At 72.4% G+C, this 22,902-nt stretch carries 21 protein-coding genes; 15 read left to right on the top strand and 6 right to left on the bottom strand.

Annotation, left to right across the window (positions count from 1 at the left end; all coding sequences use genetic code 11):
• Positions 1 to 133: 133 nt before the first annotated feature.
• On the top strand, positions 134 to 1,123 hold the full coding sequence (locus ACN27C_RS02725) for an ArsR/SmtB family transcription factor (RefSeq protein ID WP_120571556.1): 990 nt from the start codon (positions 134 to 136) through the stop codon (positions 1,121 to 1,123).
• Positions 1,124 to 1,139: 16 nt separating this feature from the next.
• Here ACN27C_RS02725 and ACN27C_RS02720 read toward each other — a convergent pair whose 3' ends face one another.
• Positions 1,140 to 2,225, bottom strand: coding sequence for a coenzyme F420-0:L-glutamate ligase (locus ACN27C_RS02720; RefSeq protein ID WP_422750363.1), 1,086 nt, complete (start codon positions 2,223 to 2,225; stop codon positions 1,140 to 1,142).
• A complete protein-coding gene (gene cofD / locus ACN27C_RS02715) occupies positions 2,222 to 3,169 on the bottom strand; it encodes a 2-phospho-L-lactate transferase (RefSeq protein ID WP_422750362.1) in 948 nt (315 codons plus the stop codon). Before cofD ends, ACN27C_RS02720 begins: the two co-directional genes overlap by 4 nt.
• A gap of 99 nt (positions 3,170 to 3,268) precedes the next feature.
• Here cofD and ACN27C_RS02710 point away from each other — a divergent pair, with 99 nt between their 5' ends.
• From ACN27C_RS02710 to ACN27C_RS02685, 6 genes are all read left to right on the top strand, one after another.
• Entirely contained in the window at positions 3,269 to 4,213 is a 945-nt protein-coding gene (locus tag ACN27C_RS02710; protein WP_120571554.1) for a hypothetical protein, read from the top strand.
• A 158-nt stretch (positions 4,214 to 4,371) separates the two neighbouring features.
• The gene (locus tag ACN27C_RS02705) at positions 4,372 to 6,897 is read left to right on the top strand and encodes a bifunctional FO biosynthesis protein CofGH (protein WP_422750361.1); all 2,526 of its coding nucleotides are present in this window, start codon (positions 4,372 to 4,374) and stop codon (positions 6,895 to 6,897) included.
• A 150-nt stretch (positions 6,898 to 7,047) separates the two neighbouring features.
• Positions 7,048 to 7,341, top strand: coding sequence for a hypothetical protein (locus ACN27C_RS02700; protein WP_071096699.1), 294 nt, complete (start codon positions 7,048 to 7,050; stop codon positions 7,339 to 7,341).
• 72 nt (positions 7,342 to 7,413) lie between these two features.
• On the top strand, positions 7,414 to 8,811 hold the full coding sequence (locus tag ACN27C_RS02695) for a DUF4331 domain-containing protein (protein ID WP_422750360.1): 1,398 nt from the start codon (positions 7,414 to 7,416) through the stop codon (positions 8,809 to 8,811).
• A gap of 13 nt (positions 8,812 to 8,824) precedes the next feature.
• A complete protein-coding gene (locus ACN27C_RS02690) occupies positions 8,825 to 9,163 on the top strand; it encodes a phospholipase (RefSeq protein WP_358169561.1) in 339 nt (112 codons plus the stop codon).
• Between the two features lie 459 nt (positions 9,164 to 9,622).
• The gene (locus tag ACN27C_RS02685; protein WP_013284161.1) at positions 9,623 to 9,883 is read left to right on the top strand and encodes a WhiB family transcriptional regulator; all 261 of its coding nucleotides are present in this window, start codon (positions 9,623 to 9,625) and stop codon (positions 9,881 to 9,883) included.
• Between the two features lie 102 nt (positions 9,884 to 9,985).
• On the opposite strand, the gene ACN27C_RS02680 is transcribed toward ACN27C_RS02685, so the two are convergent.
• Positions 9,986 to 10,435, bottom strand: coding sequence for a metallopeptidase family protein (locus ACN27C_RS02680; protein ID WP_018787548.1), 450 nt, complete (start codon positions 10,433 to 10,435; stop codon positions 9,986 to 9,988).
• A gap of 153 nt (positions 10,436 to 10,588) precedes the next feature.
• Between ACN27C_RS02680 and ACN27C_RS02675 the strand changes: the two genes are divergently transcribed.
• Positions 10,589 to 10,957 (top strand): DUF3499 domain-containing protein, encoded by a 369-nt coding sequence (locus ACN27C_RS02675; RefSeq protein ID WP_120571551.1) that lies wholly within the window; start codon positions 10,589 to 10,591, stop codon positions 10,955 to 10,957.
• 299 nt (positions 10,958 to 11,256) lie between these two features.
• On the opposite strand, the gene ACN27C_RS02670 is transcribed toward ACN27C_RS02675, so the two are convergent.
• The 3 genes from ACN27C_RS02670 to ACN27C_RS02660 all read right to left on the bottom strand — a co-directional run bounded on the left by ACN27C_RS02670 (position 11,257) and on the right by ACN27C_RS02660 (position 14,649).
• Positions 11,257 to 12,636, bottom strand: coding sequence for an NAD(P)/FAD-dependent oxidoreductase (locus ACN27C_RS02670; protein WP_422751566.1), 1,380 nt, complete (start codon positions 12,634 to 12,636; stop codon positions 11,257 to 11,259).
• 5 nt (positions 12,637 to 12,641) lie between these two features.
• A complete protein-coding gene (locus tag ACN27C_RS02665) occupies positions 12,642 to 13,988 on the bottom strand; it encodes an aspartate aminotransferase family protein (protein WP_135243415.1) in 1,347 nt (448 codons plus the stop codon).
• A gap of 148 nt (positions 13,989 to 14,136) precedes the next feature.
• Complete coding sequence (locus tag ACN27C_RS02660) at positions 14,137 to 14,649, bottom strand: Lrp/AsnC family transcriptional regulator (protein WP_018787551.1); 513 nt, start codon at positions 14,647 to 14,649, stop codon at positions 14,137 to 14,139.
• A 205-nt stretch (positions 14,650 to 14,854) separates the two neighbouring features.
• On the opposite strand from ACN27C_RS02660, the gene ACN27C_RS02655 reads away from it, so the two are divergent.
• The 7 genes from ACN27C_RS02655 to speB all read left to right on the top strand — a co-directional run bounded on the left by ACN27C_RS02655 (position 14,855) and on the right by speB (position 22,727).
• A complete protein-coding gene (locus ACN27C_RS02655; protein ID WP_120571549.1) occupies positions 14,855 to 16,039 on the top strand; it encodes a polyamine ABC transporter substrate-binding protein in 1,185 nt (394 codons plus the stop codon).
• Positions 16,036 to 17,193 carry an ABC transporter ATP-binding protein gene (locus tag ACN27C_RS02650; RefSeq protein ID WP_422750359.1) on the top strand — a complete coding sequence of 386 codons (1,158 nt, stop codon included), beginning with the start codon at positions 16,036 to 16,038 and terminating at the stop codon, positions 17,191 to 17,193. The genes ACN27C_RS02655 and ACN27C_RS02650 overlap by 4 nt, the downstream gene beginning before the upstream one ends.
• Positions 17,194 to 17,349: 156 nt before the next feature.
• Complete coding sequence (locus ACN27C_RS02645) at positions 17,350 to 18,258, top strand: ABC transporter permease (RefSeq protein ID WP_350690460.1); 909 nt, start codon at positions 17,350 to 17,352, stop codon at positions 18,256 to 18,258.
• The gene (locus tag ACN27C_RS02640) at positions 18,258 to 19,082 is read left to right on the top strand and encodes an ABC transporter permease (protein ID WP_422750358.1); all 825 of its coding nucleotides are present in this window, start codon (positions 18,258 to 18,260) and stop codon (positions 19,080 to 19,082) included. The genes ACN27C_RS02645 and ACN27C_RS02640 overlap by 1 nt, the downstream gene beginning before the upstream one ends.
• A complete protein-coding gene (locus ACN27C_RS02635) occupies positions 19,079 to 20,500 on the top strand; it encodes an NAD(P)/FAD-dependent oxidoreductase (RefSeq protein WP_422750357.1) in 1,422 nt (473 codons plus the stop codon). The genes ACN27C_RS02640 and ACN27C_RS02635 overlap by 4 nt, the downstream gene beginning before the upstream one ends.
• On the top strand, positions 20,500 to 21,702 hold the full coding sequence (locus ACN27C_RS02630) for a saccharopine dehydrogenase family protein (RefSeq protein WP_151012239.1): 1,203 nt from the start codon (positions 20,500 to 20,502) through the stop codon (positions 21,700 to 21,702). Before ACN27C_RS02635 ends, ACN27C_RS02630 begins: the two co-directional genes overlap by 1 nt.
• Positions 21,699 to 22,727, top strand: coding sequence for an agmatinase (speB, locus tag ACN27C_RS02625; protein WP_422750356.1), 1,029 nt, complete (start codon positions 21,699 to 21,701; stop codon positions 22,725 to 22,727). The genes ACN27C_RS02630 and speB overlap by 4 nt, the downstream gene beginning before the upstream one ends.
• Positions 22,728 to 22,902: the final 175 nt, after the last annotated feature.

Genomic DNA, 22,902 nt, shown 5'->3' with positions numbered 1-22,902 from the left:
ACAGAGAGTTTGCCGAACCGGCCCGTCCAGCGTCGAGGTTTTTCACCTGACGCTTAAAGATGGAGATTAGTACCGGCGGGTACAGTGCGAGGTGTGGCGGGCACCCCCGCCGTCCGCACGGGAGCAGCAACCCATGTTGAAGATCATTTTCTCGGGCGAGGACGTCCTGCGGACCCGGGTCGCACCGGCCGCGGACCCGCTCTGGGAGCTGGTCCTCAGCCTGCACCTGCTCCAGGGGCGCAGCCGGGATCCGATGATGACCACGTGGCGGCGCACCGTGGCGCACGGCCTGCGGACCGACACCGACGCCGAGCAGTACCGTCTGCTGCTCGCGCTCAACCCGCCGCGCGGCTACTTCCCGGACTTCCTCACCCCGTCCGCCAGTCGCGAGGGCATCGAGGCGGGGCTGGACGCGGTCCGGGGCACCCCTGTGGACATGCTGCGCCGCGACCTGACGCGGCTGGCCGGGGAAACAGCGCTGCCGTCGTCGGCCGGCGCGCTCGCACGCGGTGAGCCCGCGACGCTGCACCACCTCACCGACGCCATGGCCCGCTACCAGTCGCTGGCGGTCACGCCCTACTGGGCCCGGGTGCAGGCGGCGGTCGAGGCGGACCGGGCCCGGCGTGCGCGCGCCATGCTCGACGGTGGCGCCGAAGGGCTGCTGGCCAGCCTGCGGCCGAACATGCGCTGGGTCTCGGGCGTGCTGGAGGTGCTCGACTACCCGGACACCCGCGAACTGCACCTGGACGGCCGGGGGCTGCTGCTCGTGCCGTCGTTCTTCTGCTCGCGTACCCCGGTGGCGCTCGTCGACCCGACGCTTCCCCCGGTGCTGGTCTACCCGGTCGACCGGCTGGCCGGCCTGACGCCCGCGTCCGGCCCCGCCGCGTCACCGCAGGGCGAGGCGCTCGCCGCCCTGCTCGGCCGCACCCGCTCCCGGGTGCTCCAGGCCGCCGACGAGGGCTGCACCACCGGCGAGATGGCCCGCCGGCTGCGCATCTCCGCCGCCGCGGCCAGCCAGCACACCACGGTGCTGCGCAACGCGGGACTGCTGGTCAGCCAGCGTGACCGCAACACCGTCCTGCACACGCTGACCCCGCTGGGCCGGGCCGTCCTCGACGCCTGAGCGTCGCCCGCCGGAGTCAGAGCGCCAGCGTGGCGCTCGCGGCGCTGCCGGACGGGGGTGGGAGCAACGTCGAGTCGATCCCCTCCGCGGCCAGCGCGGCGCGCAGGCGTTGCAGGTCCGCGCCGAACCGGACCAGGTCCGCCGGGTCGACCGGGGCGGGCGCCGCGCCGAGCAGCAGGCCGGTGGCCGAGGCGGGCCAGCCGGGCACCGTGGCGGCGAGCCCGGCGCGTACCTCGTCGTCGGTGACGTGGGTGAAGACGGTGCCCGGGGCGACCACCTGGGCGACCGCGTCGATCGCCCGTCGCACCGCGGCCGGGTCGGCGGGCTCGGGGCCGGTCCGGTCCGCCAGCGTCGCCGCCGCCCGCAGACCGGCCGCGTGCGCCTCGGCCGTGCCGAGCGAGAACAGGTCCATCGAGGCGTCGCGCACCAGCGTGCGGGCGCCCTCGTCGTCGTCCCGGGTGGCGGCGAGGTAACCCCGCACCACGGCGACCGGCACCTGGTCGCACTTGCCCTTGATCAGCTCACCGGCGGCGGCGAGTTCGTCGACCACCGCCATCTGGGTGACGAACAGCTCGTTGCCGTACGGGTCGACCTCGCCCCGGTGGTCGCGGATCGCCGGCATGCCGGCCACCCCGAGCGCCACGTCGGTGAGCCCGTTGCGCCACGGGCGGCCCATGGTGTCGCTGACGATCACGGCGACGTCGAGGCCGTACCGCTCGCGCAGATCGGCGCGCAGCGCCCGGGCGGACGCGTCCGGGTCGACCGGCAGCAGCACCAGCCGGGTCTTGTCCACGTTCGAGGCGTCGATGCCGGCGGAGGCCATCACGAACCCGTGGTGGGTCTGCACGATCCGGGTCGCGCCCCGGGTCGCCACCACCCGGGCGGTCTCCCCGGCCAGGACGCGGTCCCGCTCGGCGAGCCGTTCCGGGCCGTCGGCCGGCACGTCGACCAGCCGGCCCTCCGCCTTCGACACGATCTTGCTGGTGACCACGAGCACGTCGTGGTCGCGCAGCCAGGGCGCCGCGCCGGTGATCAGCGCCGCCAGGTCGTCGCCCTCGGTCACGTCGCCGATGCCCGGCACCGGCAGGATCTCCAGCCTCACATCAACTCCAGCGCGGCGCGCACCATCGCGGCGGTCGCCGCCTCGTCGGTCATCCGCAGCGGCGCCGCGCGGACCGTCACGTCCGGCACCACGGTGCCCTCGTCCTCCGGCGCGACCAGCCAGCCGTCGAGCAGCCCGCCCGCCGTCCGGGCGCCGTAGAGGCCGCCCACGCCGGCCGCGCTGCACTCCACGCCGAGCACGGCGAGGCAGCGGTCGGCCATGCCGCGCACCGGCGCGCCGCCGATGATCGGCGACACCCCGACCACCGGGGCCGGGCCGCCGGTCACCGCGTCGCGCAGACCGGGCACGGCCAGCACCGGGGCGATGCTCACCACCGGGTTGCTCGGCGCGATCAGCACCACGTCCGCGGCCGCGATCGCCTCGACCACGCCGGGCGCGGGCTTCGCCGCGTCGGCGCCCACGAAGACGAACCGGTCGGTGGGTACGTCCGCCCGATGGCGCACCCACCACTCCTGGAAGTGGATCGCCCGCCGGCCCTGCTCGTCGGTGACGACGGCATGGGTCTCCAGGCGGTCGTCGGTGGCCGGCAGCAGCCGTACGCCCGGCTGCCAGCGGGCCGCCAGCGCCTCGGTCACCTGGGACAGCGGGTAGCCGGCGTTGATCATCTGGGTGCGCACCAGGTGGGTGGCGACGTCCTTGTCGCCCAGGCCGAACCAGCTCGGCTCCGCGCCGTACGCGGCCAGCTCGTTCTTCACCGTCCAGGTCTCGCCCGCCCGGCCCCAGCCGCGCTCCGGGTCGGCGCCGCCGCCGAGCGTGTAGAGCACGCTGTCCAGGTCGGGGCAGACCTTCAGCCCGTGCAGCAGCAGATCGTCGCCGACGTTGACCACGGCGGTCACCTCGGCGCCCACCCCGCGGGCGTACGCCCGCACGCCGAGCAGGAAACGGGCGCCCCCGATGCCGCCGGTCAGTACCACGATGCGCATGGCGTCCATCCTTCCGCACGCGCCGCCGTCGATCGTCCGGTGGCCGGAGAGACTACGCTCACTTCGGCAACTGTCCGCTTTCGTCCCCTGGGGGAGTCCGTGACCAGCCCCGCCGAGCCCGCGTCCGGCGACGCCACGCAGGCCAGCCAGTTGATCAAGCCATTGCGCGAACTGGCCGCGCTCGTCCTTCTCGGCGCCAACGCCGTGCTTCTCTTCGTCGGCCTGGTGCGTCTGCTGCCGGTCGACGACTACAGCACGGCCAGCGGCCGGGCCGGGAGTACGTACTTCACCTTCATCGGCCTGGAGTCGACGGTCCTGCCGCTGCTCGCGGTCCTGATCGCCACCGTGATCCTCCCGGTCGTGCCGAAGGCCAAGCTGATCACGCAGGTGGCGTTGGTCGAGTACGCCGTGTCCGCCGTGTTCGGCGCGCTGACGTTCCTGATCTGGCTGGTCGGCCGGCTGGCCGACGGTGAGGTGCTGGACGCGTTCCTCGGCCTGCTGACCCGCGCCGCCTGGCTGGCGATCTTCGCGGTCGCCGCGTTCGTCGTGTTCAAGATCTGGCGCACGCTCTACTACGTGCCGAAGCCCAAGGCGCAACCCGGCGTGTACGGCCAGGCCCAGCCCGGCTGGCCGCAGCAGCCGGGTCAGCCCGGTGGCTACCCCGGTCCGGGCGGCTACCCGCAGCAGCCCGGCCAGGGCTACCCGCAGGCCGGCTCGCCGCCGCCCGGCTGGCCGCAGCAGCCCGGCCCGTACGGCCAGCCGCAGTCGGCGCCGCCGTTCAACACGGCCCCGCCGCACGCCCCGCAGTCCGGCCCGCCGTTCGCCGACCCGCAGTCGGCGCCGCAGTCCGGCGTCCCGTTCGCCGGTCCGCAGCAGGCGCCGCAGTACGGCTCGCCGCAGCCCGCGCCGCCGTTCGGCCAGCCGCCGTCGGCCGACCCGACGCAGGCGATCCCGCGCCAGTCCGCCGAGCCGGGCGCGCCGTCGCCCGCCGACGACGAGCGCACCCAGCGGTTCGACCGCGAGGACCCGAACCAGCCCCGCTGAGACCCGCGCGGCGGGCGACGGAGAGCCGTCGCCCGCCGCCATCTCGGCCCGCTGCCGTCGCGGCGGCCACTGTGCGGCGGCTCACCCGGGCCGTCCCGGTGCCCGGACCGCGACCGGGGGCGGGCATCCGGCGCTCCGGCAGCGCTTAGGCTGGGCGGATGGTTGATCGCAGCGACCCCGAACCGACCGAGGCGAGCATCCGGCGGGCGCTGGGGCGGGCCGCCACCGGCCGGGCGCTCGACGCCGGCGAGGCGGGCGCGCTGCTCGCCGCCCGCGGGCCGATGCTCGACGAGCTGCTCCGGATCGCCTCCGACATCCGCAACGCCGGGCTGCGTGACGCCGGGCGGCCGGGCGTGGTGACGTACTCGAAGAAGGTCTTCATCCCGCTGACCCGGCTCTGCCGGGACCGCTGCCACTACTGCACGTTCGCCACCGTGCCGCACCGGCTGCCCGCCGCCTACCTGGAACGCGACGAGGTGCTGGCGATCGCCCGCGAGGGTGCCGCGCAGGGCTGCAAGGAGGCGCTGTTCACGCTCGGCGACCGGCCCGAGGAGCGGTGGCCGGCGGCCCGCCGGTGGCTGGACGAGCGGGGGTACGACTCGACGCTGGACTACCTGCGCGCCTGCGCGGTGGCGGTGCTGGAGGAGACCGGACTGCTGCCGCACCTGAACCCGGGCGTGCTCACCTGGTCGGAGTTGCAGCGGCTCAAGCCGGTCGCGCCGAGCATGGGCATGATGCTGGAGACCACAGCCACCCGGCTGTGGTCGGAGCCGGGCGGCCCGCACTACGGCTCGCCGGACAAGGAACCCGCGGTACGCCTGCGGGTGCTCGACGACGCCGGCCGGGTCGGGGTGCCGTTCACCACGGGCATCCTGATCGGCATCGGCGAGAACCGGGCCGAGCGGGTCGACGCGATCTTCGCGATCCGCCGGGCGATGCGGGAGTACGGCCACCTCCAGGAGGTGATCGTGCAGAACTTCCGCGCGAAGCCGGACACCGCGATGCGCGGCATGCCCGACGCGGAGCTGCACGACCTGGCCGCCACGGTGGCGGTGGCCCGGGTGCTGCTCGGCCCGAAGGCCCGCATCCAGGCCCCGCCGAACCTCATCGCGGGCGAGTACGACCTGCTGCTGCGCGCCGGCATCGACGACTGGGGCGGCGTCTCCCCGGTCACGCCCGACCACGTCAACCCGGAGCGGCCCTGGCCGCACCTGGACGAGCTGGCCGCGCGTACCGCGAGTGCCGGGTTCACGCTGCGCGAGCGGCTGACCGTCTACCCGGAGTACGTCCGCGCGGGCGAGCCGTGGCTGGACCCGCGCCTGCTGCCGCACGTCACGGCGCTCGCCGACCCGGCCACCGGGCTCGCGGTCGAGGCGGCCCGCCCGGTGGGACGGCCCTGGCAGGAGCCGGAGGAGGTGTACGGCGGCCGCACCGACCTGCACGTCACCATCGACGTCACCGGCCGCACCGACGACCGGCGGGGCGACTTCGACAGCGTCTACGGCGACTGGGCCGAGGTGGCCGGCAAGGTGGCGCCGGAGGCGCGCGCGGGCGTACCCCTGGGTGGTGGCGCGGACGCCGACCTGCGCGCGGGCCTGCGGCTCGCCGCCGACGACCCGGCGGCGCTGCTGACTCCGGCGCACGAGGCGAAGGCGCTGGCGCTGTTCGGCGCGGACGGACCGGCGCTGGACGAGCTGTGCCGGCTGGCCGACGACGCGCGCCGGGACGCGGTCGGCGACGACGTGACCTACGTGGTCAACCGCAACATCAATTTCACGAACGTCTGCTACGTGGGCTGCCGGTTCTGCGCGTTCGCCCAGCGGGAGAGCGACGCCGACGCGTTCCGGCTGTCGCTTTCGCAGGTGGCCGACCGGGCCGAGGAGGCGTGGACGGCCGGCGCGACCGAGGTCTGCCTCCAGGGCGGCATCGACCCGAAGATGCCTGTGACCGGGTACGCCGACATCGTCCGCGCGATCAAGGCGCGGGTGCCGGACATGCACGTGCACGCGTTCTCCCCGATGGAGATCGTCACCGCCGCGGCGAAGGCCGGCGTGCCGGTGCGGGAGTGGCTGCTCCGGCTGCGCGAGGCCGGGCTGGACACCATCCCGGGCACCGCCGCCGAGATCCTCGACGACGACGTGCGCTGGGTGCTCACCAAGGGCAAGCTGCCGGCCGCCGCCTGGGTCGACGTGGTGAGCACGGCCCACGAGCTGGGCATCCGGTCCAGCTCCACGATGATGTACGGCCACGTGGACCACCCGGGCCAGTGGCTCGCCCACTTCCGGGTACTGGCCGGCGTGCAGGACCGTACCGGCGGGTTCACCGAGTTCGTGGCGCTGCCGTTCGTGCACACGAACGCGCCGATCTACCTGGCCGGCATCGCCCGCCCGGGCCCGACCTGGCGGGAGAACCGGGCGGTGCACGCGATGGCCCGGCTGCTGCTGCACGGCCGGATCGACAACATCCAGTGCTCCTGGGTGAAGCTCGGCGACGCGGGCACCGTGGAGATGCTGCGCGGCGGCTGCAACGACCTGGGCGGCACGCTGATGGAGGAGACGATCTCCCGGATGGCCGGCTCGGGCAACGGCTCGGCCCGTACCGAGGAGCAGTTGCGGGCGATCGCCACCGCCGCCGGGCGGCCGTTCCGCAAGCGGACGACCGCGTACGGTCACGCCCGCGCCTGAGGTCGAACCTTTCCCGACCGCACGCCGTACCTGTGGATGCCGGCGGCGGTTTCGGCGAGGACCGCCGCCGGTGACCCCGAACCGGGGCCCGGCGGCGTCCGGGCGCCCGGCCCGCTGCGGCGCTGCGGCGCCGGTCCGGAAAGGCTGCCGATGAGCACTGACGAGACCACCGACGCGCCGAAACGGCGGACCTGGCCGCGGTTGACCCGCAGGCAGACGCTCACCGCCGCGGCGAGCGCGACACTGGGCGCCGCCGCCCTCACCGTGCCGGGCCTGTCCGCCGCGCAGAACGCCCCCACGGCGAGCCGGCGCGACGAGCCGATCGTGGTCCACCTCCGCGACGCCGCCACCGGCGTCATGGACGTCTTCGTCGGCACCACCCGGGTCGAGGTACGCGACCGCGGCCTGGCCGACCGCCTGGTGCGCGCCGCCGGCCGGCGCTGACCCGGCCCTCCGCCGGCGCGGGCTCCCGGCGCCGGTTCCGCTTTCCGTTCCCCCGACGAAGGTGCGTCCGCCATGTCCTCTCACCGCGAGGCCCCGGAGATCGCCAAGGATCCGGTCGCCGACAGTTCCGACCTGTACGCGTTCGTCACGCCGAGCCAGCCGGACACGGTCACGTTGATCGCCAACTACGTGCCGGTGCAGCTTCCCTCCGGCGGCCCGAACTTCTTCGAGTTCGGTGACGACGTCCGGTACGAGATTCACATCGACAACGACGGGGACGGTTATCCCGACGTCACCTATCGTTTCGAATTCACTACCGAGATCACGAACCAGAACAGTTTTCTCTACAACACCGGGCCGATCGAGTCGCTGGAGAGCAAGAACTGGAACCGGCGCCAGTTCTACCGGCTGACCCGGATCGCCGACGGCCGCGCCCGTGTGCTGGCGCACAAACTGCCCTGCCCGCCGTGCAACGTCGGGCCGCTGTCCACGCCGAACTACCAGAACCTGGTCCGGCAGGCGACGTTCAAGCTGTCCACCGGCGAGAAGGTCTTCGCGGGGCAACGGGCCGACGGCTTCTTCGTCGACCTGGGCGCGGTGTTCGACCTGGGTACGCTGCGGCCGTTCCAGCAGCTGCACGTCGCCGGCAAGAAGCTGTTCCGGACCGAGGGGGAGCCGGTGAACGCGCTGGACCGGCTCAACGTGCACAGCCTCGCCGTGCAGGTGCCGCTGAACCAGGTACGCCGCAAGGCGGCCCGCTACGGCTACGCCGACCGCGCCTCGACGATCGGGGTCTGGACCAGCGCGTCCCGCCAGCAGGTGCGGGTGCTCGGCGACCGGGTCGCCGCCGACACCGCCGCCGGGCCCTTCACCCAGGTGTCGCGGCTCGGTAACCCGTTGTTCAACGAGGTCATCGTGCCGATGTCCAGGAAGGACGTCTGGAACACGCTGCCGCCGTCGGAGGACAAGCGGTTCGCCGGGTTCGTCGAGCGGCCCGAGCTGGCCGCCCTGCTGCCCGCGCTCTACCCGGGTGTGTTCCCCAATCTGGACGCGCTCAACAAGTCCAAGAAGCCGCGTGCCGACCTGGTGGCCATCCTGCTCACCGGCGTCCCGGCCGGACTGATCGACGGCTTCGCCAACACCACCGGCGACGTCCAGGCGGACATGCTGCGGCTGAACACGGCGATCCGGCCCAGCCCCAAGCCGGACCGGTTCGGCGTGCTCGGCGGCGACCTGGCCGGCTTCCCCAACGGCCGCCGCGTCGCCGACGACGTGGTGACCATCGCGCTGCGCGCCGTCGCCGGGCTGACCGTGCCGCTGGTCGACAAGACGTTCCAGCCGGACGCCGCCGCCGCGGCGGTGACGCCGGGCCTGAGCGCGGCCGACGTGACAGCGCCGTTCCTGGCCGACTTCCCGTTCCTCGGCACGCCGTACGACGGGTTCGGCAACCCGCAGGCGAAGAAGTCCTGACGGGAGGCGGCCGATGTCACACCATCACGATCTCGGCCCGTCGGAGGTCGGCAGCGTCGTGCTCGACCTCGGCGGCGACCGGGGCGCACTGATCATCCACACCGGGCGTGACCTGCACGGCCGGGAGATCGAGATCAGCCGCGTGGACCTAGACGGCCCGCGGACCCACTCCGCCGTACGCGAGCGGCACGTCCGGGACGGGGTGTTCCACAGTGCCGTCTACCCGGATCTGGAGGCCGGCGTTTATACCGTCTGGTGGGACGAGAGTACGTCCGCCGGCGCGATCTCGGTCACCGGCGGGTCGGTCGCCGAATTCGTCTGGCCCACCAGCTCACCAGTCCGCTTGGACTGAGCCGTCAGTCGCGCCGCAACCCGCGCCCCGTCCACATGATGGACGGGGCGCGGTCGGCGTTGGACGGCTCGACGGGCGGTACCGCGGGAAGCGGGTTACCCTTTGCCCCACCATTCTGATCTTGGTACGAGCGGCCGGCGGGGGCGTCCGGCCGGCCTGTCGGCGATGCGCCACGGCAGAAAACTTCCGGCAACTCGCCGGGGAGGGCGTTACTCGTCCGGGGTCTGAATCGATAGGGCAGGTTGCGAGGCTACGGGCGACCGCGGCGGTCGTCCCGGACGTGTCGGGAGGGCGACTCCATTATCAAGTTTGGCTTGACGGCGCACGCATTACACGCGTGTAATTTGAATGGGGTTGTTCGCACGGAACGCAACAAATGGTGACCGTACGGACAGGCACGCCTTTCGCGTGGGGGGTTGCAGCGGCGAATGACGCCGGTGCGCGACAAGGAGGCAATCGATGGACGGCCAGCTCGAGGTGGCCGACCTGCTCGGGAACGCGCCGGAGTGGCAGGAGCGAGCGCTCTGCTCGCAGACCGACCCGGAGGCGTTCTTTCCCGAGAAGGGCGGCTCGACCCGCGAGGCGAAGCGCATCTGCTCGCGGTGCGAAGTGAAGACGGAATGCCTGGAGTACGCGCTCGGCCACGACGAGCGGTTCGGAATCTGGGGTGGCCTCTCCGAGCGGGAGCGGCGCAAGCTCAAGCGGCGGGTCGCCGCCTGATCCACGTACGGGTCCACGGGCGGTGGGGGCCGCCCCGGACCCGGGTCGCCGTCCGGCCGGAGGGGTCCGGCCGGGTGGCGGCGTCCCGTCCGGCCGAACCGGTCAGGCCAGCTCGTCCGGGTCGACCCCGAGCAGATTCGCCACCTGCTCGATGATCACGTCGTGCACCAGGTCGGCGAGGTCCTCGCGGTCCATCGCGCGGAACTCCAGCGGCCGCCGGTAGAGCACGATCCGCGGCGGCACCTCCTGACGGCCGGGCCGCCCCGGCAGCAGCCGGGCGAGCGGCACCTCGCCGTCCTCCAGCACGTCCGAGTCGTAGACGTTCAGATCCGGCGGGACGTCCTCGACCGCGAACTCCACACCGGCCAGCTCCTTGGCGAACCGGCGTTCGAGCGTCTCCACGGTGTCGAGCACCAGATCGTCGAAGACCTCGGCCTTCGTCCGCGCCAGCGGCACCGTGGCCGGCACCAGTCGCCCGCGCAGCCCGCGACCGTGCCGGTCGCGGTGGGTGCGCCGGCCGGAGCCGGGGCGGCGGTTCTGGGGGCTCGTCATGACGCACAGGGTAGCCCGGGCCGACGGTCCACCCGCCGTCGCGCGGCCGTCCGGCGTGCCGGTGCGCCGGTCGGAGGAATTGTGATCACCATGACGGGCGTGTCGTAACGCGAAGCGGTGCGCCGGACCCGGTAATGGGGATACCCTGCCGCCGTGAGGTCACCACGGCGCTGCTCCCGTAACGGCTGCCCCCGGCAAGCGGTCGCCACATTGACCTATGTCTACAACGAGTCGACGGCGGTGGTGGGCCCGCTCGCGGCGTTCGCCGAACCGCACACGTACGACCTGTGTGAGCCGCACGCCCGCAGCCTGACCGCCCCGCGCGGCTGGGACGTGGTGCGGCACGAGGGCGAGTTCGAGCCGCCGCCGCCCACCACCGACGATCTGGTGGCGCTGGCCGAGGCGGTACGCGAGGCCGCCCGCCCGGCCCCGCCCCGTCCCCCGGAGGACGAGCCCACCAAGCCCCAGACCCCCCAGCAGGGCCGCCGGGGCCACCTACGCGTAATCCCACCCCACCACTGACCGCGCTCCCCGGGGCCCGGCCCCGCCATCGGTCGATCATGAAGGTCGTGCTGGTCGGCCACGTGCGCGGACCATCGGGCGCTCACCGCCGACGTCCGCGCCACCCTCAGCCGACGCACCGCCTCCCCGGTGGCGGCACCCCTTGGACGAAACCAGCCACCTCCCCGACTTGGTGTCGATCACGCAACCCGACCAGACCAAGGTCAACACCAGTACGGGGAAGTGGCGCCATCCACCCCACCCGGACCCCGCCACCACCCCGAACTGGTGTCGATCACAAACCCCCGGCGCACCCGGGGTCAGTGGCCCAGGAAGCGGTTGAAGAGATCGGCTCGGCGGGACGGGCAGGACGTACGGTGCTCGCTCCGGTCGGCTGAGGACATCACCTTCAGACCGGCGTTCATCGCCAGCCAGCGCAGCGGCTCGGGTTCCCAGTGGGGGGAGCGGTGGCCCACCCAGGGCAGCGCAGTGAGGTCGCTGTCCACGCCCCGGATCAGGTCGGCCAGCGTACGCCCGGCGAGGTTGCTGGTGCCGACGCCGTCACCGACGTAGCCGCCCGCCCAGGCCAGCCCGGTACGCCGGTCCAGCCCCACCGACGCGGACCAGTCCCGGGCCACTCCCAGCGGCCCGCCCCAGGCGTGCGTCACCGGCACGTCCGGCCCGAGCACCGGGAACAGTTCCCCGAGCGCCCGGCGCAGCGCCGCGAACACCCGGGGCTCCCGGTCGAAGCCCGGCCGCACCCGGGAGGCGTAGTGGTAGGGCGCGCCCCGCCCGCCGAACGCGAGCCGGCCGTCGGCGGTGCGCTGGCCGTACACGATGACGTGCCGGTAGTCGGAGAACGTCTCCCGCTCCGCCAGCCCGATCCGGGCCCAGGTCTCCTCGGGCAGCGGCGGGGTGGCCACCATCAGCGAGTAGACCGGCGCCACCGCACGCCGCTGGCCGGGCAGCCCCGGCGTGTAGCCCTCGGTCCCGCGGACCACCACCGGCGCCCGGACCACGCCCGCCGCCGTCACCGCCGCGCCCGGCCGCAGCGCGGTCACCGCTGTGCGCTCGTGGATGCGTACGCCCCGGCGCTCCACCGCCCGGGCCAGGCCCCGGACCAGCTTCGCCGGGTGCACGGCGGCGCAGTGCGGGGTGTACGTGCCGCCGCGTACCCCCTCGGCGTTGCACCGCGCGGCGGCCTCGCCGGCGTCGAGCAGCGTCAGGTCGTCGTCGGTCAGCCCGTGCGCGTGGGCCTGCGCGACCTCGGCCCGGGCCCGGTGGAGCTGGGCCTCGCCGCGTGCGAGCGTCACGGTGCCGCCGGCCCGCCAGTCGCAGTCGATGCCCTCGGCGGCGGCGACCCGGCCCACCTCGCCGACCGTGTCGTGCATGGCCCGCTGCATGGCCAGTGCCCGGTCCCGGCCGTGCCGCCGGGCCAGCGCCGGCAGCGAGGTGGGGAACAGCGCCGAGCACCAGCCGCCGTTGCGCCCTGACGCGCCGTACCCGGCGATCTCCCGCTCCAGCACGACGACGCGCAACGTGGGGTCGGCCTCGGCCAGGTACCACGCCGTCCACAGCCCGGTGTACCCGGCGCCCACGATCGCCACGTCGGCGTCCGTCTCGCCGGGCAACCCGGGTCGCGGTGTCAGCGGTTCGTCCAGGCCGGACAGCCAGTACGACAGATGCCGGTAGTCGGTCATCGGCGTCAGAGCCGGGACCACGCCTCGGTCAGCACCCCGCGCAGGATCTGCTCGATCTCGTCGAAGTGCTGCTGGTCGGCGATCAGCGGCGGGGCGAGCTGCACCACCGGGTCGCCCCGGTCGTCGGCCCGGCAGTAGAGCCCGGCGTCGAACAGCGCGGTGGACAGGAAGCCGCGCAGCAGCCGCTCGGACTCGGCCTCGTCGAACGTCTCCCGGGTCGTCTTGTCCTTGACCAGCTCGATGCCGTAGAAGTAGCCGTCGCCGCGCACGTCGCCGACGATCGGCAGGTCGTGCAGCTTCTCCAGGGTGGACCGGAACGCGCCCTCGTTGGCCCGGACGTGCCCGATCAGGTCCTCCCGGGCGAACACCTCCAGGTTGGCCAGCGCGACCGCGCAGGAGACCGGGTGGCCGCCGAACGTCACGCCGTGCGCGAACATGCCGGTCTCGGTGAGGAACGGTTCCATCAGCCGCTCGCTGGCGATCATCGCGCCGAGCGGGGCGTAGCCGGAGGTGATGCCCTTGGCGGTGGTGATGATGTCCGGCTGGTAGCCGTAGCGCACGGCGCCGAAGTACTCGCCGAGCCGGCCCCAGGAGCAGATCACCTCGTCGCTGACCAGCAGCACGTCGTACGCGTCGCAGATCTCGCGTACCCGCTCGAAGTAGCCGGGCGGCGGCGGGAAGCAGCCGCCGGAGTTCTGCACCGGCTCCAGGAAGACGGCGGCGACCGTCTCCGGCCCCTCCCGCTCGATGGCCCGGCCGATCTCCTCGGCGGCCCAGCGGCCGAACGCCTCGGCGTCGTCGCCGTGCTCGGGGGCCCGGTAGAAGTTGGTGTTCGGCACCTTGATGCCGCCCGGCACCAGCGGCTCGAAGTCGGTCTTGATGCCGGGCAGGCCGGTGATCGACAGCGCGCCCATCGAGGTGCCGTGGTAGGCGATGTAGCGGCTGACCACCTTGTGCTTGGTGGGCTTGCCGGTGCGCTTGAAGTAGGCCCGCGCCAGCTTCCACGCCGCCTCGACGGCCTCGGAGCCGCCGGTGGTGAAGAAGACCCGGTTCAGGTCGCCGGGGGTGAGCGTGGCGATCTTCTCAGCCAGCTCGACGGCCTTCGGGTGGGCGTACGACCAGAGCGGGAAGTAAGCCAGCTCGCCGGCCTGCTTGGCGGCCGCCTCGGCCAGCTCGGCGCGGCCGTGGCCGGCGTTGACGACGAACAGCCCGGCCAGCCCGTCCAGGTAGCGGCGGCCCTGGGCGTCCCAGACGTATGCGCCCTCGCCCCGGACGATTGTCGGAACCTCGCCGGCGGGGTAGCTCGCCATGCGGGTGAAGTGCATCCACAGGTGGTCGGTGGCGTTGGCCATGTCAGCCCCATCGGGTCTCGGGCCGGTCAGGGGTGACACCGGCCGCTCTGCCCACGGTTATCCCACAGGCGATGCCGATAAGGCAAGCGAACAAGCTTCAACGCGACGAATTCAGCGCTGTATCACTGCGCCGTCAACGGAATCCGCATCAGGCGGTGCCCCAGCTGTAGGTCTGCTTGCGCAGCTTCAGGTAGACGAACGCCTCGGTGGAGAGCACCCCGGGGACGCCGCGCAGCTTCTGGAGGATCTCCAGCAGATGTGCGTCGTTGCGGCAGACCACCTCGGCCAGCAGGTCGAACGAGCCGGCGGTGATCACCACGTAGTCGATCTCCTCGAACTCGGCCAGCCGGTCCGCGACCGGCTCCAGGTCGCCGTCGGTCCGCAGCCCGATCATGGCCTGGCGGGGGAAGCCGAGCTGGAGCGGATCGGTGACCGCGACGATCTGCATGACCCCCGCGTCCAGCAGCCGCTGCACCCGCTGGCGTACCGCCGCCTCGGAGAGGCCGACCGCCTTGCCGATGCTCGCGTACGGGCGGCGCCCGTCCTCCTGGAGCTGCTCGATGATCTGCTTGGCCACGTCGTCGAGCAGAGCGTGATTGGCGCCTTCACGCACGGTGACCCGGCGGTTGCCGTTCCCGATCTCCTGGTGCCGGTTGACCATCGACGCTCCTCGTGTCCGAATCTCCGTGTTGAGCGTAGTGCCCCGCGCAGTCTGGCGTATTTCGTGGCGACTGGCTATTCCGGCAACGGAATCCCTTGTGAGAGAGGTTTTCTCATGTCAGGATCAGTCGTCCATCGCCACTGACCCTCCCGCCGGCGCGCCGCCCCCGTCCCGCCGCCGACGATGCCCCCCAAGGAGTCGTCACATGCGTAGTCCCCTCCGGACCCTCACCCGGCGTGGTCTGCTCACCGGGACCGTCGGCTCGGCCGCACTGCTCGCCACCGCGGGCACCCTGGCCGGCTGCGGGACCAAGGGCGCCCAGCAGACCGAAGCCGGCTGCAAGAGCGAGGATCTGTCCGCCACCGAGAAGAAGGTCGCCTTCTCGAACTGGCCGCAGTACATGGACACCGACGAGAAGGACGAGTCCAAGCGCCCCACGCTCGACGCGTTCGTCGCCGCCTCCGGCATTCAGGTGACGTACACAGAGGACGTCAACGACAACAACGAGTTCTTCGGCAAGGTCCGCAACCAGCTCGCCGGGTGTCAGAGCACCGGCCGGGACATCATGGTGCTCACCGACTGGATGGCCGCCCGGATGATCCGCCTCGGCTGGGTGCAGAAGCTGGACAAGTCGAAGATGCCCAACGTCGAGGCGAACCTGCTGCCGTCGCTGCGCGGGCGCTCCTTCGACGCCGAGACCCAGCTCGCGGTCCCGTGGCAGTCCGGTCTGGCCGGGCTCGCGTACAACGCGAAGGTCACCAAGGAGATCCGCACCGTCGACGAGCTGCTCACCCGCCCCGATCTCAAGGGCAAGGTGACAGTGCTGTCGGAGATGCGCGACACCATCGGCCTGCTGCTCCAGTCGCTCGGCCACGACCCGGCCAAGTTCACCGCCGCCCAGTTCGACGACGCGCTGAACAAGCTCAAGAAGGCCGTGGACAGCAAGCAGATCCGGCGGTTCACCGGCAACGACTACGCGCCCGACCTGGCCAAGGGCGACATCGCCGCGTGCATCGGCTGGTCCGGCGACGTGGTCCAGCTCGGCTTCGAGGACGAGAAGATCAAGTTCGTGGTGCCCGAGTCCGGCGTGATGCTCTGGTCGGACAACATGCTGGTGCCGAACAAGGCCACCCACAAGGCCAACGCCGAGGCGTTGATGAACCACTACTACGACCCGGCGGTGGCCGCGAAGCTGGCCGCGTACGTCAACTACATCTGCCCGGTGCAGGGCGCGCAGGCCGAGATGGAGAAGATCGACCCGGATCTGGCCACCAACCCGCTGATCTTCCCGGACGACGCGATGCTGTCCAAGGCCAAGGTCTTCATGGCGCTCGACGAAGCGCAGGAGAAGGAGTACGAGACCAAGTTCCAGCAGGTGATCGGCGCGTGAAGGGGCAGCAGACCCCGGCCGGCGACCTGCGACTGGTCGACCTGACCAAGCGGTTCGGCGTCTTCACCGCCGTCGACGACCTCACCCTGACCGTTCCGCAGGGCTCGTTCTTCGCCCTGCTCGGCGCGTCCGGCTGCGGCAAGACCACCACGCTGCGGATGATCGCCGGGCTGGAGCAGCCCACCAGCGGGCAGGTGCTGCTCGGCGACCAGGACATCGCCGGGCTGCGGCCGTACAAGCGGCCGGTCAACACCGTCTTCCAGAGCTACGCCCTGTTCCCGCACCTGGACATCCACGAGAACGTGGCGTTCGGGCTGCGCCGCCGCGGCATCCGCAAGGTGGGCGACCAGGTCGAGCGGATGCTCGCGCTGGTGCAGCTCGAAGGGTACGGCCGGCGCCGCCCGGCCCAGCTCTCCGGCGGCCAGCAGCAGCGCGTCGCGCTGGCCCGGGCGCTCATCAACCACCCGCAGGTGCTCCTGCTCGACGAGCCGCTCGGCGCGCTCGACCTGAAGCTGCGCCGGCAGATGCAGATCGAGCTGAAGCGGATCCAGACCGAGGTGGGCATCACGTTCGTGCACGTCACCCACGACCAGGAGGAGGCCATGACGATGGCCGACACGGTCGCGGTGATGAACGCCGGCCGGATCGAGCAACTCGGCGCGCCCGCCGACATCTACGAGTACCCGGCCACCGCGTTCGTGGCGAACTTCCTCGGCCAGTCCAACCTGCTCGCCGCCGAAGCCGGCGGCCGCGCCGCCGACGACGTGCTGGTCACGGCGCACGGCGCGCGCTTCTCGGTGCCCGCCGGCCGGGCCCGGCTCACCGACGGGCCGGCCTACCTCGGCGTACGTCCCGAGAAGCTGCACCTGGCCGACGGCCCGGACCGGGTGCCGGCCGGGCACCAGCACGTCGGCGGCGTGGTCACCGACACCTCCTACGTCGGGGTGAGCACCCAGTACCTCGTGCGCACCGCGTGGGGCAGCGAGCTGTCCGCGTTCGCCGCGAACAGCGGGCTGGGCGGCCGGCTCGCCGTCGGTACGGCGGTGACCGCGCACTGGGATCCGCGGCACGCGTTCCTGCTGCCCCGGGCCGCCGGTGAGGGCGACCAGACCACGCCGCTGCTCGACGAGCCGCCGGTGGGTGCGTCGGCATGAGCGAGCGCAGCGAGCGAATCGGCAGGCTCAGCGCGAAGGTGCCTCATGGCGGCGCGGAGCGAAGCGGAGTGGCGGCATGAGCGAGCGCAGCGAGCGAATCGGCAGGCTCAGCGCGAAGGTGCCTCATGGCGGCGCGGAGCGAAGCGGAGTGGCGGCATGAGCGCGCTGGCCCACGTACCGACCTCCGCCGGGAAGCCGGTGCCGCCGCCGGTGCGGCGCGGGCGCAGCCGCCTCCTGCCGTACCTGTTGCTGCTGCCCGGCGCGGTCTGGCTGCTCGTCTTCTTCGCGCTCCCGCTGGTGCAGCTCGCCTCCGCCAGCCTCTACGACCCGGCCGGGTCGCTCTCCACCGGGTACGCCATGACCTGGGCGTTCGGCAACTACCCGGACGCGCTGCAGGCGTACTGGCCGCAGTTCTCCCGGTCGTTCCTCTACTCGGCGATCGCGCTGGTGCTCGCGCTGCTGATGGGCTACCCGCTGGCGTACGCGATCGCGCAGAAGGCCGGCCGGTGGAAGAACCTGCTGCTGGTGGCCGTGGTCGCGCCGATGTTCACCAGCTTCCTGGTGCGCACGCTGGCCTGGAAGACCATCCTGTCGGACAACGGCGCGCTGGTCGGGCTGCTGCGTGACGTGCACCTGCTCGGACCGGACGGCCGGCTGCTGGCCACCCCGATCGCCGTGGTGCTCGGCCTGACGTACAACTTCCTGCCGTTCCTGGTGCTGCCGCTGTACGCGAGCCTGGAGCGGCTCGATCCCCGGCTGCTGGAGGCGGCGAGCGACCTGTACGCGAGCCCTCTGCGCGCGTTCGCCAAGGTCACGCTGCCGCTGTCGATGCCCGGCCTGATCGCCGGCACGCTGCTGTTCTTCATCCCGGCCACCGGTGACTACATCAACGCCGAGCTGCTCGGTACGCCGAACGAGTACATGATCGGCAACGTCATCGACTCGGCGTTCCTGGTCCGGCTGGACTATCCGCAGGGCGCGGCGCTGTCGTTCCTGCTGATGGCCGCGATCCTGGCGATCGTCTTCGTCTACCTGCGCCGGGCCGGTACGGAGGAGGTGCTCTGATGAGGCGCTGGCTCGCCGACCGGTGGGTGATGGGCGTGGCCCTGCTCGTCCTCGGCTACCTGACGCTGCCGATCATGGTGGTCGCCGGGCTCTCCTTCAACCGGCCCTCCAGCCGGCTCTCCTACGACTTCAACGAGTTCACGCTCGACAACTGGAAGCAGCCCTGCGCCACCTCGGACATGTGCGACGCCGTGGTGCGCAGCATGCAGATCGGGCTCATCGCCACTGTCGTCTCCACGCTCCTCGGCACGCTGATGGCGTTCGCGCTGGTCCGGCACAGCTTCCGCGGCCGGTCCGGGCTCAACGGCCTGATCTTCCTGCCGATGGCCACCCCGGAACTGGTGATGGGCACCTCGCTGCTCGCCCTCTTCGTCGCCGCCGGGGTGCCGCAGGGCTTCTGGACCATCGTCATCGCGCACGTCATGTTCTGCGTGTCGTTCGTCGTGGTCACCGTGAAGGCCCGGCTCGCCGGCATGGACCGGCGGCTGGAGGAGGCCGCGATGGACCTGTACGCCAGCGAGTGGCAGACGTTCCGCCGGATCACGCTGCCGCTGGTGCTGCCCGGCATCGTGGCCGCCTCGCTGCTGGCGTTCTCGCTGAGCTTCGACGACTTCATCATCACGAACTTCAACGCCGGCACCACTGTCACGTTCCCCATGTACGTCTGGGGCGCCTCCCAGCGGGGCATCCCGCCGCAGGTCAACGTGATCGGCACGGCCATGTTCGTGATCGCGTTGCTGCTGGTCGGTGCCACCTCGCTGCGTGGGCGGCGGGCACGACGGGCCGCCCTCGCGATGGTCTCCACACCGGCGGGCAAACCATGACACTCCCGCATACCGGCCGGGCGCTGGCCGACGCCGCGCCCGTGTCGTACTGGCTGGACCGCCCGGTTCGCCCCGACCCGCTGCCGCCGCTGGCCGGGTCGCACACCGCCGACCTGCTCGTGGTCGGCGGCGGGTACGCCGGGCTGTGGACCGCGCTGCTGGCCAAGGAGGCCGACCCGGACCGCGACGTCCTGCTCGTCGACGCGGGCACGTGCGGCTGGGCGGCGTCCGGGCGCAACGGCGGGTTCTGCGCCGCGTCGCTCACCCACGGGCTCGCCAACGGCGTCGAGCGGTTCCCCGGCGAGATCGGCGAGCTGGAACGGCTGGGCCGGGAGAACCTGGACGCCATCGCCGCCACAGTGGCGAAGTACGACATCGACTGCGACCTCGAACGCACCGGGGAACTGGCGGTGGCGGTCGAGCCGTACCAGCTCGACGGGCTCGCCGCCGACGCCGAGCTGGCCCGCCGGTACGGCCACGACGTGCGGCTGCTCGACCGCGACGAGGTACGCGCCGAGGTGGCGTCGCCGACGTACCTGGGCGGGATGTGGGACGCCGACCGGGTGGCCCTGCTCGACCCGGCGAAGCTCGCCTGGGGACTGCGGCGGGCGGCGCTCGACCTGGGCGTACGCGTGCACGAGCACACCCGCGTCACCGGCCTGGCCCGCGACGGCGCCGGGCTGCGCGCCACCACGGCGGGCGGCGCGGACGCGGCGCCCGGCGTGGTACGGGCGCGGCAGGTCGTGCTGGCCACGAACGCGTTCCCGCCACTTCTGCGCCGGCTGCGCTCCTGGATCGTGCCGGTCTACGACTACGCGCTGACGACCGAGCCGTTGACCGCCGCGCAGCGCGACGCGATCGGCTGGCGGCACCGGCAGGGGCTCGCCGACACCGGCAACCAGTTCCACTACTACCGGCTCACCGCCGACAACCGGATCCTGTTCGGCGGCTACGACGCGATCTACCACTACGGCAACCGGGTGGCGCCCGCGCTGGAGCAGCGCGAGGCCACCTTCACCACGCTCGCGTCGCACTTCTTCGCGACCTTTCCCCAACTCGACGGGCTGCGGTTCAGCCACCGCTGGGGTGGCGTCATCGACACCTGCACCCGGTTCTGCGCGTTCTTCGGCACCGCGTACTCCGGACGCCTGGCGTACGCCGCCGGATTCACCGGGCTCGGCGTCGGCGCGACCCGGTTCGGGGCCCGCGTGACGCTCGACCTGCTCTCCGGCACTGACACCCCGCTGACCCGGCTCGACCTGGTGCGCCGCAAGCCGCTGCCGTTCCCGCCGGAACCGGCCCGGTCCGTGGGCATCAACCTCACCCGATGGTCGCTCGCCCGCGCCGACGCGCGGGACGGACGGCGCAACCTCTGGCTCCGTACTCTCGACCGTCTTGGACTGGGGTTCGACTCCTGATGCGTATCCTCCTCGTCGGCGCCGGTGGCGTCGGCTCCGCCGCCGTATCCATCGCCGCCCGCCGTACCTTCTTCGAGATCATGGTGGTCGCCGACCACGACCCGGCGCGGGCCGCGCGGGCCGTCGCCGGGCACGGCGACCGGTTCGTCGCCGCCACAGTGGACGCCGCCTCCGCCGACGCGGTGGCCGCGCTGTGCCGGGAACACCGGATCACGCACGTGCTCAACGCGGTGGACCCGCGCTTCGTCATGCCGATCTTCGACGGCGCGTTCGCCGCCGGGGCCGACTACCTGGACATGGCGATGTCGCTGTCCCGGCCGCACCCCGAGCACCCCTACGCCGAGACCGGGGTCAAGCTCGGCGACGAGCAGTTCGCCGTCGCGCAGCGGTGGGCCGCCGCCGGACGGCTCGCGCTCTGCGGCATCGGCGTCGAACCGGGCCTGTCCGACGTCTTCGCCCGCTACGCCGCCGACGAACTCTTCGCCGAGATCGACGAGATCGGGGTACGCGACGGCGCGAACCTCACAGTCGCCGGGTACGAGTTCGCGCCCTCGTTCTCCATCTGGACCACCATCGAGGAGTGCCTCAACCCGCCGGTGATCTGGGAGGCCGGGCGCGGCTGGTTCACCACCGAACCGTTCAGCGAGCCGGAGGTGTTCGACTTCCCGGCCGGGATCGGCCCGGTCGAGTGCGTCAACGTCGAGCACGAGGAGGTGCTGCTCATCCCGCGCTGGGTGCCGGCGAAGCGGGTCACCTTCAAGTACGGCCTCGGTGCCGAGTTCATCGAGGTGCTGCGCACGCTGCACAAGCTCGGGCTGGACTCCACCCAGCCGGTGCGGGTACGCGGGGTCGACGTGTCGCCGCGCGACCTGGTGGCCGCCGCGCTGCCCGACCCGGCCACGCTCGGCGACCGGATGAGCGGCAAGACGTGCGCCGGCACGTACGTCACCGGCACCGGGCCGGACGGGCGGCCCCGCCGCGTCTACCTCTACCACGTGGTCGACAACGAGTGGTCGATGGCCGAGTACGGCCACCAGGCGGTGGTCTGGCAGACCGCCGTCAACCCGGTCGTCGCGCTGGAACTGCTCGCCACCGGCGCCTGGTCCGGCACGGGCGTGCTCGGGCCGGAGGCGTTCCCGCCGATCCCCTTCCTGGACCTGCTCACCGGCTACGGTTCGCCGTGGGGGATGGAGGAACGATGACCCGGTACGGCCCGATGTACGGTCCCGACATCACATTCCTCGGCGTGCCACCGTGCACAGTCGAGGAACCGGTCACGTACGCCGACGCGGACGTGGTGATCATCGGGGCGCCGTTCGACGGCGGCACCTCGCACCGGCCGGGCACCCGGTTCGGGCCGTCCGCCATCCGGCAGGCCTGCTACCTGCCGCACGACGGCTCCCGCCCGTCCCTGGCGCTGCGCGTGGACGGGCTGAAGGACCTCTGCGTCTACGACGCCGGGGACGTGGAGATGTTCAGCGGCGACATCGAGCGCTCGCTGGCCGCGCTGGAGACCGCCGTGCACGCGGTCGCCGCCGCCGGGGCGATCCCTGTGGTGCTCGGCGGCGACCACTCCATCGCGCTGCCCGACGCCACAGGCGTGGCCCGGCACCACGGGCTCGGCCGGGTGTCGCTCGTGCACTTCGACGCGCACGCCGACACCGGCGATGTCGAGTTCGGCTCGCTGCACGGCCACGGCCAGCCGATGCGGCGGCTCATCGAGTCCGGCGCGGTGCGCGGCGACCGCTTCCTCCAGATCGGGCTGCGCGGCTACTGGCCGGGCCCGGACACGCTGGCGTGGATGGCGGAACAGCGGATGCGCTCGTACGAGATGACCGAGATCGTGGCGCGCGGCCTCGACACCTGCCTCACCGAGGCGTTCGGCATCGCGACCGACGAGTGCGAGGGCGTGTTCCTCTCCGTCGACGTGGACGTGGTCGACCCGGGCATGGCGCCGGGAACCGGCACGCCGGAGCCGGGCGGGTTCACGTCCCGGCAACTGCTCGACGCGGTGCGCCGGGTCTGTTACGAGCTGCCTGTGGTCGGGCTGGACGTGGTCGAGGTCGCCCCGCCGTACGACCACGCCGACATCACCGCGTACCTGGGCAACCGGGTGGTGCTGGAGGCGCTGTCCGCGATAGCCCGCCGCCGCCACGACGCAAGAACCGGAACCCCATGGAACCCCACCCAGCCCTTGTTGGACGACCGCCGCCCCCCTCCCCGTTGATCTTGCACTTTCGGCTCTGACATTTCGGCCATCCCGGGCGCTTCGAGGGCATTAACTGCAAGATCGCGCGGGTGGAGCTGAGGGCTTAGCACAAGGGCGGGGACGGTGGGGGTTTTGCACATCCCGGGTCTTGTCCACAGGGGAGGTCGGCGGTGAGGGAAGCCGGCCGGAGTGG

This window comes from Micromonospora sp. WMMD1219, assembly GCF_049315215.1.
Lineage (GTDB): Bacteria > Actinomycetota > Actinomycetes > Mycobacteriales > Micromonosporaceae > Micromonospora > Micromonospora tulbaghiae.
This window is presented reverse-complemented; position numbering and strand designations above follow the sequence as displayed.